This window comes from Pseudomonas sp. NPDC089401 (assembly GCF_044749485.1).
In the GTDB taxonomy this organism is placed as follows: domain Bacteria; phylum Pseudomonadota; class Gammaproteobacteria; order Pseudomonadales; family Pseudomonadaceae; genus Aquipseudomonas.
On sequence record NZ_JBIVIA010000007.1, the window covers coordinates 316,857 to 333,721 of the forward strand.

4 protein-coding genes are annotated in these 16,865 nt (G+C 69.6%); all 4 read left to right on the top strand.

Annotated features, from left to right (window positions below):
* Positions 1 to 3: 3 nt before the first annotated feature.
* The 4 genes from ACIP21_RS18100 (at position 4) to ACIP21_RS18115 (ending at position 16,813) form a co-directional block, all read left to right on the top strand.
* Complete coding sequence (locus tag ACIP21_RS18100) at positions 4 to 11,970, top strand: BapA/Bap/LapF family large adhesin (RefSeq protein ID WP_400690181.1); 11,967 nt, start codon at positions 4 to 6, stop codon at positions 11,968 to 11,970.
* A gap of 63 nt (positions 11,971 to 12,033) precedes the next feature.
* Positions 12,034 to 13,467 carry a TolC family outer membrane protein gene (locus tag ACIP21_RS18105; RefSeq protein WP_400690184.1) on the top strand — a complete coding sequence of 478 codons (1,434 nt, stop codon included), beginning with the start codon at positions 12,034 to 12,036 and terminating at the stop codon, positions 13,465 to 13,467.
* Positions 13,464 to 15,632, top strand: a complete 2,169-nt coding sequence (locus ACIP21_RS18110) for a type I secretion system permease/ATPase (protein WP_400690186.1) — start codon at positions 13,464 to 13,466, stop codon at positions 15,630 to 15,632. The genes ACIP21_RS18105 and ACIP21_RS18110 overlap by 4 nt, the downstream gene beginning before the upstream one ends.
* Positions 15,629 to 16,813, top strand: coding sequence for an HlyD family type I secretion periplasmic adaptor subunit (locus ACIP21_RS18115; protein WP_400690189.1), 1,185 nt, complete (start codon positions 15,629 to 15,631; stop codon positions 16,811 to 16,813). The genes ACIP21_RS18110 and ACIP21_RS18115 overlap by 4 nt, the downstream gene beginning before the upstream one ends.
* Positions 16,814 to 16,865: the final 52 nt, after the last annotated feature.

The window sequence follows — 16,865 nt, forward strand, 5'->3', positions numbered from 1 at the left end:
CAAATGGACAACATCGTCGTCGCCGACAAAGCAACCTCCGTCGCCAGCCAGAGTGCATGGGGCAACGTTACGCTGAACAACCCGGGGGTCGTGCAGATCCCGGTATCGCCAGACAAGGTGGCAACCGTCACCCAGCGTGGCCAGGACCTGATGATCACCCTCAAGTCCGGCGAAAAGATCACCGTCAGCAACTTCTTCGCCGTCGACCAGGCCGGTGTCGGCAGCGACATGGTCTTCGTGGGCGAGGACGGCACGCTCTGGCATGCCAGCTACGATGCCCAGGCCTTCACTGGCTTCACCTTCGACGAAGTCGCCTCCCTCGACGACCTGGTCGCCGGCCTCGGTGCCGCCGGCAGCGCGACGTCCACCTTTGCCATCGCCGGGCTGAGCCTGCTTGGCGTTGGAGGCGTTGCGGCGGCGGCCAGCAGCAACGACAGAAGTGATGGCTCCGACCGCGGAGACAGTACGCCACCGAACACTCCCATCGACCTGCTGGTATCGCCTGACGGCCTGCGTCTGAGTGGCCGGGGCGAAGCGGGCAGCACGGTGAAGGTGTTCGATGCGGCCGGCAACCTGGTCGGCAGCGGCACTGTCAATGCCGACGGCAGCTTCGAGATCACCTTCAACACGCCCCAGGTCAGCGGTGAGACCCTCAACGTCACCCTGACCGATGCGGCCGGCAACACCTCGCCGTCCGGCAGCGTGGCCACACCGGATCTGGTAGCCCCCGCAGCGCCCAGCGACCTCGCCGTCAACGAGCAAGGCACGGTCCTGAGCGGCCGCGGCGAAGCGGGCAGTACCGTGAAGGCGTTCGATGCAGCCGGCAACCTGGTCGGCAGCGGCACTGTCAATGCCGACGGCAGCTTCGAGATCACCTTCAATACGCCCCATACCAGCGGTGAGACCCTGAACGTCACCCTGACCGATGCGGCCGGCAACACCTCGCAGCCCGGCAGCGTGGCCACACCGGACCTGACGGTCCCCGCTGCGCCCAGCGGTCTCGCCTTCAACGCAGAAGGCTCGGCGCTGACCGGCCTCGGCGAACCGGGTACCACGGTAAAAGTCCACGACACCGACGGCACCGTGATCACCACCAGCACGGTCAACGCCGATGGCACCTTCGAACTGCAGCTCGACCCACCGATCATCGATGGCCGAACCGTGCATGTGCGCATCTTCAGCAGGGCCGGCGTCGGCTCGGAGCCCGTCGACATCACTGCAGTCGACCTGCTGCCGCCCGATCAACCCTCCGACCTGGCGCTGGCCAACGGCAGCCTGTTGACCGGCCATGCCGAGCCAGGCAGCACGGTGGAAGTACGCGATGCCAGTGGCAACCTGCTCGGCAGCGTGCTGGCAGATGACGACGGTAACTTCAGCCTCACCCTGGACCCACCGCTGCTCAATGGCGAACAACTGCTGGTCACCGCCACCGACGCTGCCGGCAATGTCTCCACGCCCGCCACCATCAACGCCCCTGGCGCTACCGACACCACGCCGCCGGAGCCGGCCAGCGAGCTGGCAATCAGTGGTGATGGCCGCACGGTCTCGGGCCGCGGCGAGCCCGGCGCCACCGTCAAGGTGCTGGACGACCAGGGCCAGGTGCTCGGCACCGGCACCGTGCAACCCGATGGCACCTTCAACTTCCAGTTGACCACCCCGGTCACCGACGGCTCGTCACTGCAGGTAACCCTCACCGATGCCGCGGGCAATGTCTCCACCTCCAGCCCGTTGACCGCCCCGGACCTCCAGGCGCCGCCGCCACCCACCGACCTGGCCCTGAGCAACGGCGTCACCCTGACCGGCCGTGCCGAGCCCGGCACGCGGGTGGAAGTGCGCGACGTCGATGGCACCCTGATCGGCAGCGGCATCGTCGGGCCGGACGGCACCTTCAGCATCACCCTCGACCCGGCGCTGAACGATGGCGAGCAGCTGGCGATCACCGTGACCGATGCCGCCGGCAACAGCTCCGCCCCGCTGGACTACCCGGCGCCGGATACCACGCCGCCGGCGATCATCAGCAACGTCATCGTCGGCGCCGGCAGCCTGGTCATCGCCGGTCGCGGCGAGCCTGGCGCCACGGTGGAAGTACGCGACGCCAGCGGCAACGTGATCGGCACCGGCGTGGTCTCGGCCAACGGCACCTTCCTGGTCGACCTCGATGGCCCGGTGATTGCCGGCGAAACCCTGGTCCTGGTGCAGACCGACCCCGCCGGCAACCCTTCGCTCGCGCTCACCGTCATCGTTCCCGCCACCGCCGTGCCGGAAGGGCCTGCCGGGCTGGTGCTGGCCGCCGACGGTTCGTCCCTCAGCGGCACCGCCCCGGTCGGCAGCCTGGTGGAAGTGCACGACGCCAACGGCAACGTGATCGGCAGCGTACAGGTGGGCAACGACGGCACCTTCACCATCGCCCTCAACCCGGCCCAGGCCAATGGCGAACTGCTCGACGTGGTGGCGATCGACGCCGACGGCAACAGTTCGTTGCCGACCCAGATCAACGCCCCGGACATCACCCCACCGAACCAGGCCGCCGACCTGCACCTGGCCGCCGACGGCGTTACCCTCACCGGGCGCGGCGAAGTCGGTGCCACCGTGCAGGTCACCAACGCCCAGGGCACCGTGCTGGGCACCGCCACGGTCGGCGCCAACGGCTACTTCACCGTCATCCTGTCGCAGCCCCAGGTCGACGGCCAGGAGCTCGACGTGGAGCTGCGCGATGCCGCCGGCAACAGTTCCACCGCAACGCTGACCGCGCCGGACCTGGACGGCCCGCTGCAACCGTCGGCCCTGGCCGTCGATGCCAGCGGCCTGCACCTCACCGGGCAAGGCCAGGCCGGTGCCATCGTCACCGTGCGCGCAGCCGATGGCAGCGTGCTGGGCACGGCCATCGTCGCCGCCGACGGGCGCTTCGACGTCACCCTCAACGCGCCACAACGCAACGGTGAAAACCTCAGCGTCGAAGCGACCGACTTCCAAGGCAACAGTGCCGGCCCGGTCAGCTTCACCGCCCCCGACACCACCCCGCCGCAAAGTGTCACCAGCCCGAGCATCGACGGCACCGGCAACACCGTCAGCGGCACCGGCGAACCGGGCGCCACGGTCACCGTGCGCGGGCCGGATGGCAGTGTGCTGGGCACCGCGATGGTCAACGGCGACGGCAGCTTCCAGGTCAACCTGAACACCACCCAGAACAACGGCCAGGCGCTGACCGTCGAGCAGCGCGACCCGGCCGGCAACGTCTCGCCCGCCGTCGGCCTGCCGGCCCCGGACACCCAGGCCCCGGCCATCACCTCCGGCCTGGCGCTGTCCGCCGACGGCACGGTGCTCACCGGCCGCGGCGAGCCCGGCGCCCAGGTGCAGGTCACCGGCGCCGGCGGCGCGGTACTGGGCACTGCCACGGTCGAAGCCGACGGCAGCTTCCGGGTGACCGTCGCCCCAGCGCAACTCAATGGCCAGGTGCTGACGGTGATCCAGAGCGACGGCGCTGGCAACCCCTCGCCTGCCAATACCGTGACCGCCAATGATCTCCAGGCACCCGAGGCGGCGCAGGGCCTCGGGCTGAGCGCCGATGGCATTACCCTGACCGGCCAGGGTGAACCCGGTGCCACCGTGGAAGTGCGCGATACCGCCGGGCAATTGCTCGGCAGCGGTGTGGTCGAAGACGACGGCACCTTCAGCATCACCCTGACACCCGCGCAGACCAGCGGCGAGACCGTCTCGGTGGTGCTCACCGACACCGCCGGCAACGCCTCGCCGTCGGCGCCGTACACCGCCGACGACAGCAGCGCCCCGGCCACCCCGGGCGGGCTGCGGGTCAGCGCCGACGGCACCTACCTGCAAGGCACCGGCGAGCCCGGTGCGACCGTGGAAGTGCGCAACGCCGCCGGCGACCTGGTGGGCTCCGTGGTGATACCCGCCAGTGGCAATTTCAGCGTGTCGCTGAACCCGCCGCAACTCGACGGCCAGATCCTCGACGTCACCCAGACCGACCCCGAAGGCCATGCTTCCAGCGCCGGCCAGGCCACCGCACCGGACCTCACCCCGCCCGCGCTGCCCACCGACCTTGCCATCAGCGGCGATGGCCTGGCGCTGACCGGCAATGCACCCGGCGCGGCATCGGTCACCGTGGTCAGCCCGTCCGGCGTCGAAACCACGGTGACGGTCAACCCCGACGGCAGCTTCAGCGTGCCGCTGTCCCCGGCCCTGATCAATGGCGAAACGGTGACCGTGGTGGTCAGCGATGCCGCCGGCAACGCCACCGAACCGACCAGCGTCACCGCCCTCGATACCTCGCCACCGGCACCGGCCACAGACATCGCGGTCAGCCCCGATGGCAGCCTCATCAGCGGCATGGCCGAGCCCGGCACCACCATCATCGTGCGCGACGGAAGCACCGAACTGGGCACCACCACGGTCAACCCGGACGGCAGCTTCACCGTCCAGGTCAACCCGCCGCTGGCCGCTGGCGACAGCGTGCAACTGGTGGTTCACGATGCCGGCAACAATGAAACCGCGATCAACGTGAGCGGCCCGGATGGCAGCGAGGTCGCCACACCGACCAACCTGTCCATCAGCGCCGACGGCTTCGTGCTGAGCGGCCAAGGCACCATCGGCACGCTGATCACCGTCACTTCCGGCAGCACCACGCTGGGCACCGGCACCGTCGGCAGCGACGGCACCTTCCGCATCTTCTTCAGCACGGCCCAGCTCAACGCACAAGTCCTGCAAGTCACCGCCCATGCGGCCAGCGGCAACCAGCACTCGGTCGCGGCGACCATCGTCGCCGCCGACAGCACCCCACCCGACGCACCGACCCAGGTAGCGATCAACCCCAGCGGCAGCACCCTGACCGGCCACGGCGAGGTCGGCGCGACGGTGCGCGTGACCGATGCCAGCGGCACCCTGGTGGGCAGCGCCACGGTTGGCAGCAACGGCCTGTTCTACGTCAGCCTGGTGCCGCCGCAGGTCAACGCGCAACAACTCACCATCACCCAGGCCGACCCCGCCGGCAACACATCGCTGGCCGCCTCGGTTCAGGCACCCGACCTGCTGGCCCCCGATGCGGCCACCGGCCTGAGCCTGAACAGCGCCGCCACCGTGGTCAGCGGCCAGGGCGAGGCCGGCGCGCTGGTCACCGTGCGCGATGCCAGCGGCGCCGTGCTGGCCACCGGCACGGTGAACCAGAGCGGCCAGTTCCAGATCACCCTGCCCAGCGCGCAGACCACCGGCAGCCCGCTGCAGGTCACCCTCAGCGACGCCGCCGGCAACGTCTCCGGCCCCGCCAGCCTGGCGACCCCGGATCGCACGCCGCCAGCGGCGATCAGCAATCCGTCACTGAGCGCCGATGGCCGGCAACTGTCGGGCAACGGCGAAGTGGGCGCCACGGTGCAGGTACGCGATGCCAGTGGCGCCGTGCTCGGCACCGCCATCGTGGGGGCCGATGGGCGCTTCACGGTCATCTTCGCCACCGCGCAGGCCAGCGGCCAGGCGGTCGGCGTGACCCAACTGGATGCTGCCGGCAACGTGTCCCCCGCCGTCAGCGTCACCACCCCGGACCTCACCCCACCCGCGGCCTTGACCAACGTGGTCCTCAACAACAACGGCCTGACCCTCACCGGCCTCGGCGAGGCCGGCGCCACCGTCACCGTGCGCGGGCCGGACGGCAGCATCATCGGCACCGGGCTGGTGGCCGCCAACGGCAGCTTTACCCTCACCCTCACCAGTGCCCAGCTCAATGCCCAGCACCTGAGCGTGACCCAGACCGACACCAGCAACAACACCTCGGCCGCCATCCAGGTCATCGCCCCCGACCACACCTCGCCCGCCGCCCCGACCGCCCTGGCCCTGGCCGCCGGCGGCCTGCAACTGAGCGGCAACGCCGAAGCCGGCAGCACGGTCACCGTGCGCGATGCCGCAGGCAATGTGCTGGGGAGCGCAGTCGCCGGCAGCAACGGCACCTTCCAGGTCACCCTGAGCAGCCCGCAGACCAACGGCCAGGCGCTGCAGGTAACGGCTACCGACGGCGCCGGCAACGTCTCGCCCGTGACCCCCTACACCGCAGCCGACACCACCCCGCCCGCCGCCGTCGCCCACCTTGCCGTGTCCGCCAACGGCGCCACCCTGACCGGGACCGGCGAGGCCGGTGCGACGGTGACCGTGCGCGCCCCGGACGGCACCGCACTGGGTACCGCCGTGGTGGCTGCCGACGGTCGCTTCTCGGTCACCCTTTCGCCCGCCGCGACGGTTGGCGAAAGCCTGGCCGTGGTGCAGACCGACGCCGCCAACAATGCCTCGCCGGTGCAGAACGTCACTGCGCCGGGCAACACCGCCCCCGACATACCCGGCAACCTGGTGCTGTCCGCCGATGGCCTGGTGGTCACCGGCACCGCCACGCCAGGCAGTACGGTCACCGTGCTGGGCGCCAATGGCGTCGTGCTGGGCAGTGCGCCGGTCGGCAACGGCGGCACCTTCAGCATCACCCTCAGCAGTGCCCAGGCCAATGGCGAAATCCTCCAGGTCAGCGCCACCGGCAGCGACGGCAGCACCTCGCTGCCGGCCGAGCTGCAGGCGCCGGACACCACCGCGCCGCAAGCGCTGACCCAGTTGGTGCTGTCCAACGACGGGCTGCTGCTCAGCGGCCATGGCGAGCCGGGCGCCAGCGTGACGGTGCTGGGCAGCGGCGGCGCCGAACTGGGCACGGCCGTGGTCAACGCCGACGGCACCTTCAGCGTCACCCTCGCCAGCGCGCAGATCAATGGCCAGCAACTGAGCGCCGCGCAAATCGATGCCGCCGGCAACGAGTCCAACAGCGTCAGCCTCACCGCGCCCGACCGCGTGGCCCCGGATGCCCCCGCCAACCTGGCATTCGCCGGCGGCGGCAGCCTGCTCAACGGCACCGGCGAGGCCAACACCACGGTGAAGGTGATCGCCGCCGATGGCAGCGTGCTGGGCACTGGGGTGGTGATGAGCAACGGCACCTTCCAGGTGACCTTCGCCACGCCTCTGGCCAACGGCCAGCCGGTCCAGGTGGTGCTCACCGACGCCGCCGGCAACCAGTCCTCCCCCGGCGCCATCACCGCGCCCGACACCACGCCACCGGCCGCGCCCACGGAGCTTGCCATCGCCAGCGACGGCGCGACCATCACCGGGCGTGGCGAAGCCGGCGCCCTGGTCACGGTGACCAACCCGGCCGGCCAGCCGATCGGCACAGCCACCGTCGATGCCAGCGGCCACTTCACCCTGACCCTCAACCCGGCCCTGGGCAACGCCGAGCTGCTCAGCGTCACCCAGACCGATGGCGCCGGCAACGTCTCGCCGGTCGCCACCTTGCAGACCCCGGACTTCACCCCGCCGGACATCCTCACCAACGTGCTGATCAACGCCGATGGCAGCGTGGTCAGCGGCTCGGGTGAACCTGGCGCGACCGTCACCGTGACCAACGCCGCGGGCGTGGTGCTGGGCACCACCGTGGTGCTTGCCGATGGTAGCTTCCGCGTCGAGCTGAGCCCGGCGCAGATCAACCAGCAGGTGCTGTCGGTGCAGCAGGCCGACCCACCCGGCAACATCAGCGAACCGGTCACGGTCAACGCACCTGATCTCACCCCACCGGCCGCGGCCGCCAACCTGCACCTCAATGCGGCGGGCGACCAGCTTGGCGGCACCGGCGAGGTCGGCAGCACCGTGCGGGTGTTCGTCGGCACCACCGAAATCGGCACCGCCACGGTCGGCCCCAACGGCACCTTCGTGGTCAACCTGAACGCGGCGCAACTCAATGGCCAGCTGCTGCAGGTGACCCTGTCCGACGCCAGCGGCAACGTCTCGCCGATCAGTTCCGTCACCGCCGTCGACAGCACGCCGCCGGCCACTGTGGTCGCCAGCCTCAACGGCAGCGGCACGCAGCTCAGCGGTACCGGTGAGGCCGGTGCGCGGGTCACGGTGATGGACAGCCAGGGCAACCTGCTCGGCCAGGGCACCATCGACCCCGACGGCAGCTTCGTGCTCAACCTCACGTCCGCGCAAATCAATGGGCAGGTTCTCAGCGTCATCGCCCAGGACGCCACCGGCAACCCGTCCGCGCCGCTGCAACTGACCGCGCCCGACCTCACGCCACCGGCACAGCCCGGCAGCCTGACCCTGACCGGCAACGGCACGCTGCTCAGCGGCACCGGTGAAGTGGGCAGTGTGATCAGTGTGCGCAACCCGTCCGGCGACGTGGTCGGCACCGTCACGGTGCCGGCGGGCGGCAACTTCACCGTCACCCTCAGCCCGGCGCAGAACAACGGCCAGCTGCTGACCGTGATCGCCACCGACGGCGCCGGCAACACCTCGACGCCGGCCGAGTACCAGACTACCGATACCGCACCGCCGGCCGTGGTCACCAACCTCGCCATCAGCAACACCTACGACATCCTCACCGGGCGCGGCGAGCCTGGGGCAACGGTGACCGTCAGCTTCAACAGCACGGTCATTGGCGTTGGCCAGGTCGACAGCGGCGGCAACTTCTCGATTGCACTGCAACCGGCACCCGGTTCCGGGGCCTCCCTGGCCATCACCCAGACCGATGCCGCCAACAACACCTCGGCGGTGGTAACCTACGGCACGCCAGTGGTGCCGCCACCGGAGCCTCCGGTGAATGTGACATTGGCCGCCAACGGCCTGACCCTCACCGGCACTGCCGCCACCGGCGCATCGATCCGCGTCTACGACGCCGCCGGCAACCTGATCGGCAGCGGCTCGGCCAACATCGGCAACGGTGGCTTCTCCATCACCTTGAGCTCCGCCCAGCTCAATGGCCAGCATCTGTCCGTGACCGCCGTATCGCTGCTGGGCGGCGAATCGCAGCCGGTATTCGTCACCGCCGCCGACACCACCCCGCCGGCCAATCCGGTGGTATCCGGGCTGTCGGCCAACGGCCTGGTGCTGACCGGGACCGGTGAAGCCGGGGCCACGGTGACCGTGCGCGATGCCGGCGGCAACGTGCTCGGCACCGGCCTGGTCAACGGCGCCGGGGGCTTCAGCATCAACCTCAGCAGTGCCCAGCTCAACGGCCAGGTGCTCAGCCTGACCCAGGCCGACGCTGCGCAGAACGTTTCCGGCGCCACCAGCTACACCGCACCGGACACCCAGGCACCGCTGGCACCGACCAACCTGGCGATCAATGGCGCGGGCACCGTGCTCACCGGTAACGGTGAGCCTGGCGCGACGGTCACGGTGACGTCAGGCAACACCACGCTCGGCACCGCCGTGGTGCAGGGCGACGGCACCTTCAGCGTCACCCTGACCAGCGCGCAGAACAACGGCCAGGCCCTGGTCGTGCGCCAGAGCGATGGCACCAACCTGTCCAGCAGCACCGGCATCACCGCGCCGGACACCACCCCGCCGACCGCACCTGTGGCGGCGATCAACAGCAACGGCACCACGGTCAGCGGCACCGGCGAGGCAGGCAGCACGGTGACCGTGCGCAACAGCGCCGGCACCGTGCTAGGCACCGCTACGGTGGGCAGCAACGGCCAGTATTCGGTCAGCCTGAGCGCAGCCCAGGTCAACTTCCAGGCGCTGAGCGTCACCCTCACCGATACCGCCGGCAACACCTCCACCGCCACCACGCTGAACGCCCCGGACCTGACCCCACCGGCCAACGCCGCCAACCTGGTGATCAGCGCCGACGGCACCACCCTCACCGGTACCGGCGAGGTGGGCGCCACGGTCACCGTGCGCAGCGCCGGCGGTACCGTGCTGCAGACCGCGACCGTGCAAGCCAACGGCACCTTCAGCCTGACCCTGAGCCCCGCCCAGGACAACGGCCAGGTGCTCTCGGTGACCCTCACCGACCCACGCAACAACAGCTCCGGCAACGTCACCATCACCGCCCCGGACGTCGACGCCAACGCCCCGGTGATCGCCACCGACAACCTGGCCACCGCCACCGTCAACCTGGCGCCGGTCACCGCCACCGCGACCTACACCGACAACTTCACCACCCTGCTGTCGGGCTTCAGCAAGACCTACACCTGGACGGTGGCCGCCGGCACCACGGTCGACCCGACCCTGACGCTGACCACCAACAGCGTGCTGGCGCTGCTCAACAATTCCACGTTCACCCTGCAGGTGAAGGACGCCAGCGGCGCCTGGGTGACCATTGCCACCGGCAATACCCAGGGCCTGCTCGACCTGATCGTGCTGCCGCTGGGCCTGCAGGTCGACATCGGCAAGCTGCAGGCCGGCGACTACCGCCTGACCGTGTCCAGCGGCGGCATCGGCCTGGTGACCCAGGTCACCACCACCCTGGACATCGAAGCCACCAGCCTGACCCAGTTCACCGGCAGCGGCACCGCCACCTCGGGCAACGTGATCACCGACCCCGGCACCACGGGCACGGTCGACGCCCTCGGCCCGGACAGCGGCGCCGTACTGAAGATACTGGTCAACGGCAGCTACGTGACCGCGGCCAGTGGCGCAGGCACCACGGTGCAGGGCCAGTACGGCACCCTGGTGATCCATGCCGACGGCAGCTACACCTACACGCCCAACGGCAGCCCGTCGAGCGTCGGCAAGGTGGACGTGTTCAGCTACCAGCTGGTGCATGCCAACGGCCTGTCCTCCACCGCCAGCCTCTACGTGCGCATCGACAGCCCGCAGGCCAACGAGGTCTGGAACAACGGCAACCTCGGTGCGCCGGCCACGGTGGTGGATGCGGTCAACGACGTCGACAGCAGCCACATCACCCTGGTCAACCGGGTCGACAGCAGCAGCGCCACCCTCGGTTCGCTGACCCTGCCGCTGATCGGCTCGCGCTCGGCCACCTACACCACCACGGTGGCCGCCGACACCACCGCCAACCTGCAGGTGGTGGTCAACTCCGCCAACCTGCTGGGCCTGCTCAACGGCACCACCATCCAGCTGCTCAAGCTCAACACCAGCACCGGCCAGTACGTGGTGGTGCAGACGGTCGGCGGCAGCTCGCTGATCAGCCTGCTGGGCGGCGGCGCCGGCTACACCTTCACCAACCAGGGCGCGGGCACCTACCACATCGTGGTCACCGCCGGCGGCATCGGCCTGGCCAGCTCGATCACCACCAGCCTCAACACCACCACCACGCACCTCACCGAGTACGTGGTCGGCAGCGCCACGGTGGCCAGCGGCAACCTGATCACCGACCCATCCGGCACCGATACGCTGGGTTCGCCATTGACCGTGCTCAGCGTGCTGACGGCAGCCAACACCTGGACCATCCCCGGCTACAACGGCGTCAGCGTGACCGGTACCTACGGCACCTTGCTGGTGCACGCCGACGGCAGCTACACCTACACCCTCAAAAGCGGGCTGACCTCGGCGGTGCTCGGCCAGCACGACACCTTCACCTACGAGCTGACCCACCCCAACGGCACCACCGACACCGCCACCCTGACCGTCAACATCGACAACGCCGCCAACCTCACCAGCTTCTCGGCACTGGTGGCCGACAGCAGCGACGACAGCCTGGCCGTGGCCAGCGTCGCGGCCGCCTCCGGCGAGGTACTGGCCGGCACCGACGGCAACGACCACCTGGTCGGCAGCCAGGGTGGCCACATCACCCTGGAGGGCGGCGCCGGCAACGACATCCTCGAAGTGGTCGACCAGAACTTCGCCAGCGTCGACGGTGGCAGCGGCACCGACACCCTGCTGTGGGGCGGCGGCGATGCCAGCATCGACCTCGGCACCCTGGCCGAGCGTATCCACAACATCGAGGTCATCGACCTCAACGACACCAGCGCGGTGGCGTTGACGCTCAACCTCGCGGATGTGGTGAAGATCACCGAAACCGGCAACGACACCCTGATCATCAAGGGCGACGACAAGGATTCGGTACACATGACCGATAGCTGGACACTGGTCGGCAACCAGGTCGCCGACGGCATCGACTATAACCAATACACGGCCCAGGAGGATCCGAGCCACCACTTGTGGGTGCAGAACGGCATCCATGTCGTCTGAGGCCGTAGCATTCCGCCGGGCACACCACCCGGCGGCAAGGACGAACAGCAGTAAGGGAATTTCGTGAAGCCAAGCAGTCCGCGGTCACCGCTGTGGCTGGGCGCCCTGGGGCTCCTGGCAGTGCACTTCAACCCGGCAGCCCTGGCTGCCGATGACATCGACCCCGCCCTGCGCACCCTCAGCCCGTCGCAGATGCGCAACGCCCCCCACGCCACCCCCGCCCGCCCGCCGTCCGTGCAGGCAGCGGGCGAGCGTGATCGCCTGGGGCTGAGCGAAGCGGTACTGGCCGCCGCCCAGTGGCACCCGAGCATCGCCGAGGCGGTCGGCAACCTGTACAAGCAGGGCGAAGGCATCAACGTCGCCCGCGCCGGCTACTACCCGCAGATTTCCGGCGGTATCCGCACCGGCTACGACACCGGTTACGGCGGTGACCGCAACAGCCAGGCGCTGAACCTGTCGCTGAAGCAGATGCTCTACGACTTCGGCAAGGTCGACTATGCCGTCAATGCGGCGCAGGCCGCCGCCAACCGGGCCCAGGCCAACATTTTGCTGGTGGTCGACGACCTGGCCCGCGACACCGCCTACGCCTGGATCGAGACCCGCCGCTACGAGCAACTGATGGTCATCGCCCGCGACCAGATCCGCGGCGTCGGCGACATCGCCGGCATGGCCCGCCAGCGCAGCGACATGGGCGCCAGCACCCGCTCCGACGTGGTCCAGGCCGAGTCCCGGGTCGAAGGCGCCCGCGCCACCCTGGAGGAATACCAGTCGCAGTACGAACGCTGGCGCTCGACCCTGGCGGAACTGCTCGGGCGCATGGCCCCGCCGGCCCTCGCCGAGGAAGCACCGCCAGAGCTGAACCAGGCCTGCAAGAAGCCCGGCCGCAGCGACGACCGCCTGCCCGCAGTGCTGATGGCCCTGGCCCTGCGCACCCAGTCCCAGGCCGAACTGGCCCAGGCCAAGGCCGAAGCCTACCCGACCATCTCCTTGCAGCCCCAGGTCAACCACTACCTGGACAACGACTACAACCGCGACAACGCGCGGATGGACCGCACCCAGGCCGGCATCTACCTCAACGTCGAGGTGCCGATCTACCAGGGCGGCGCCATCAGCGCGCGCACCCGCGCCGCTGGCCACGCCCTGAGCGCCGCCGACTCGGCCGAAGATGCCGCCCGCCTGCAGGCGCGCCGTGGCCTGGCCGAAGCGGTGGCGCAGACCTCCGGGCTGGGCCGCCGCCTGAGCTCGCTGGAAGCCCGCCAGAACAGCATCCAGGAGGCTCGCGAACTCTATGGCCGGCAGTACCTGGACCTGGGCACCCGGCCGCTGCTCGACCTGCTCAACGCCGAGCAGGAAATCTACCAGTCGCGCTTCGAACTGGCCGGCACCCGCTCCGACCTGCTGCGCCTGGATGTCGACTGCCTGTACAACACCGGCGCCCTGCGCACCGCCTTCGGGTTGGAAGGGCGCAACCTGCAAGGGGTGGAGATCGAGCCATGAACGATACCGTCAACCTGGCCAGCGCCGGGCATGAACAGAACAGCCAGCACACCGTGGTGCCGCGCCCGGACCTCGGCCCGTGGCTGGAGGTGATGCTGCAGGTGGCCCACCATTACCGCCTCGACGTCTCGCCCCAGCGCATCCGCCTGGCGGCGGTGGAAGACGCGCGGCCACTGGACGAGATCCTCCGCCACATGGCGCGCCAGGCCGGGCTGACCCTGCGCTTCGTGCGCTACGACGCCAAGGCCTTGCGCCAGTGGCGCACGCCGCTGGTGCTGGAACTCGACGACGGCCAACTGGCGACGGTCGAGGCGGTGACCGAGGAAAACCAACTGGCGGTGGTGTTCGCCGGCGACCAGGGCCTGACCTCGCGCCTGCCCCGCGACGCCCTCGAAGGCCGCATCAACCGCGTGGCGCTGATGCGCCCGGCGCGCCCCCTGCGCGACGTGCGCACCGACGACTACACCGCGCCCTACGACCGCCACTGGTTCGCCCGCATCGTACTGCGCGACCTGCGGCCCTACGGCCAGGTGATGGTCGCATCCTTGGTGGCCAACGTCCTGGCCCTGGCCGGGGTGCTGTTCTCGATGCAGGTCTACGACCGGGTGATCCCGGCCGAATCCCTGCCGACCCTGTACGTGCTGTTCGGCGGCGTGGTGCTGGCGCTGGTGTTCGATTTCAGCATGCGCCTGCTGCGCCTGAAGGTGACCGACCTGCTCGGCAAGCGCGCCGACCTGCGGGTGTCCGACCTGGTCTACGGCCATGCCCTGCGCCTGCGCAACTCGGCGCGGCCGAAGTCCACCGGCTCGTTCATCTCGCAGTTGCGCGAGCTGGAGTCGATCCGCGACCTGATCACTTCCAGCACCGCCACGGCGCTGGCCGACCTGCCGTTCTTCCTGTTGTTCCTGTTGGTGTTCTGGCTGATCGGCGGGGTGCTGGTGTTCATCCCGCTGGTGGCGCTGCTGGCCATGGTCATCCCCGGCCTGCTCGCGCAACGGCGCCTGGCCGCCCTGGCCAACGCCTCGATGCGCGAGTCGTCGCTGCGCAACGCCATGCTGGTGGAAAGCATCCAGGGCCTGGACGAGATCAAGGCGCTGCAGGCCGAGGCACGCTTCGAGCGCCAGTGGAACCAGTACAACGCCGCCTGCGCCCACACCAGCCTGCGCCTGCGCACCCTGACCAACGGCCTGGTGACCTGGACCCAGAACGTGCAGGGCGCGGTGTTCGCCGTGGTGATCGTGATCGGAGCGCCGATGGTGATCGCCGGCGACCTCACCACCGGCAGCCTGGTGGCGGCGTCGATGCTGTCGTCGCGGATGATGGCGCCGCTGGCGCAGCTGACCCACGTGCTGACCCGCTGGCAACAGGCCAAGGTCGCCCTCGAGGGCCTGGACAAGCTGATGCAGGCACCGGTCGACCACCCCGAAGGCGAGGCCCGCGTGCACCTGCCGGCGATCCGCGGCGAATACCGGCTGCGCCAGGCCAACTTCCGCTACAGCCCCGAGGCGCCACCGGTGCTGACCATCGCCCAGCTGACCATCCAGCCCGGCGAGCGCATCGCCGTGCTCGGGCGCAACGGCGCCGGCAAGTCGACCCTGCTGCAAGCCCTGGGCGGGGCCATGGACCTGAGCCAGGGCGAGGTGACCCTGGACGGCATCGCCATGGACCACCTCGACCCCGCCGACCTGCGCCGCGACGTCGGCCTGCTGGCCCAGTACGCTCGGCTGTTCCACGGCACCCTGCGGGAAAACCTCACCCTCGGCGCCGGCCAAGCCAGCGACCAGGAACTGGTGGCCGCGCTGGCCGCCACCGGCGCCCTGGAGTTCGTCCGCCACCTGCCCAAGGGCCTTGACCACCTGATCCTCGAAGGCGGCCTGGGCCTGTCCGGCGGACAGCGCCAGGCGCTGGTGCTGACCCGCCTGCTGGTGCGCCAGCCGCAGGTGCTGCTGCTCGACGAGCCCACCGCCTCTCTCGACGACGTCACCGAGCGCAAGCTGCTGGATAACCTCGAACGCTTCTGCCAGGGCCGCACCCTGGTGATCGCCACCCACCGCCTCAGCGTGCTGCAACGGGTCGAGCGCATCATCGTGCTGGAAGGCGGGCGCATCGTCATCGACGACCCGCGCGACGCCGCCCTGGCCAAGTTGCAAGGAGCCAAGGCATGAGCCAGCACCCACTCCCCGCCTCCTACCTCGACGGCCAGGACGACCAGGCGGTGCTGCGCGCCGGCCGCATCATCACGATTTGCGCACTGATGCTCGCCGCATTCCTGGCCTGGGCGTTCTGGTTCGAGGTGACCGAGGTGTCGACCGGCACCGGCAAGGTCATCCCCAGCTCCCGCGAGCAGGTGATCCAGTCGTTCGAGGGCGGCATCGTCGCCGAGATGAACGTGGCCGAGGGCGACCTGGTGGAACGTGGCCAGGTGCTGGCCCAGCTCGACCCGACCAAGACCGCCTCCAGCGTCGGCGAAAGCGAGGCCAAGTACCGCGCCGCCAAGGCCAGCGTGGCGCGCTTGCGCGCCGAGGTCACCGGCAAGCCGCTGAGCTTCCCCGACAGCCTCAACGACTCCCCCGAACTGATCGACACCGAAACCGCGCTGTACACCACGCGCCGCCGCGGCCTGGAACAGACCCTGGCTGGCATCGAGGACTCGCTGAGGCTGGTGCGCAGCGAACTCAAGATCACCGAGAACCTGGCGAAGATGGGCGCCTCCAGCCGGGTCGAGGTGATCCGCCTGAACCGCCAGCGCTCGGAGCTGGAGCTCAAGGCCAACGAAGCCCGCTCCGACTACATGGTGCGCGCGCGGGAAGAGCTGGCCAAGGCCAGCGCCGAGGCCGACAGCCTGGCGGAAGTGATCCGTGGACGCAGCGATTCGCTGACCCGCCTGACCCTGCGCTCGCCGGTGCGCGGCATCGTCAAGGACATCGAGGTCAACACCCTGGGCGGCGTGGTGCAGCCTGGTGGGCAGGTGATGAAGATCGTGCCGTTGGACGAACGGCTGTTGGTGGAGACCCGCATCGCCCCGCGCGACATCGCCTTCATCCACCCCGACCAGGCGGCCAAGGTGAAGATCAGTGCCTATGACTATTCGGTGTATGGCGGGCTGGAGGGCAAGGTGGTGGGGATTTCGCCGGATACCCTGCAGGATGAGGTAAAGCCGGAAATCTACTACTACCGGGTGTTCATCCGTACCGAGCAGGACAGCTTGCAGAACAAGGCCGGCAAGCACTTCGCGATCGTGCCGGGGATGGTCGCCACGGTGGATATCCGCACGGGGGAGAAGACGATTCTCGACTACCTGATCAAGCCGCTGAACCGGGCCAGGGAGGCGCTGCGGGAAAGATAGTGCAACCGTCCAGGGTGACCTGCCTGGCCGATGCAACGCAGCGGCCAGGCAG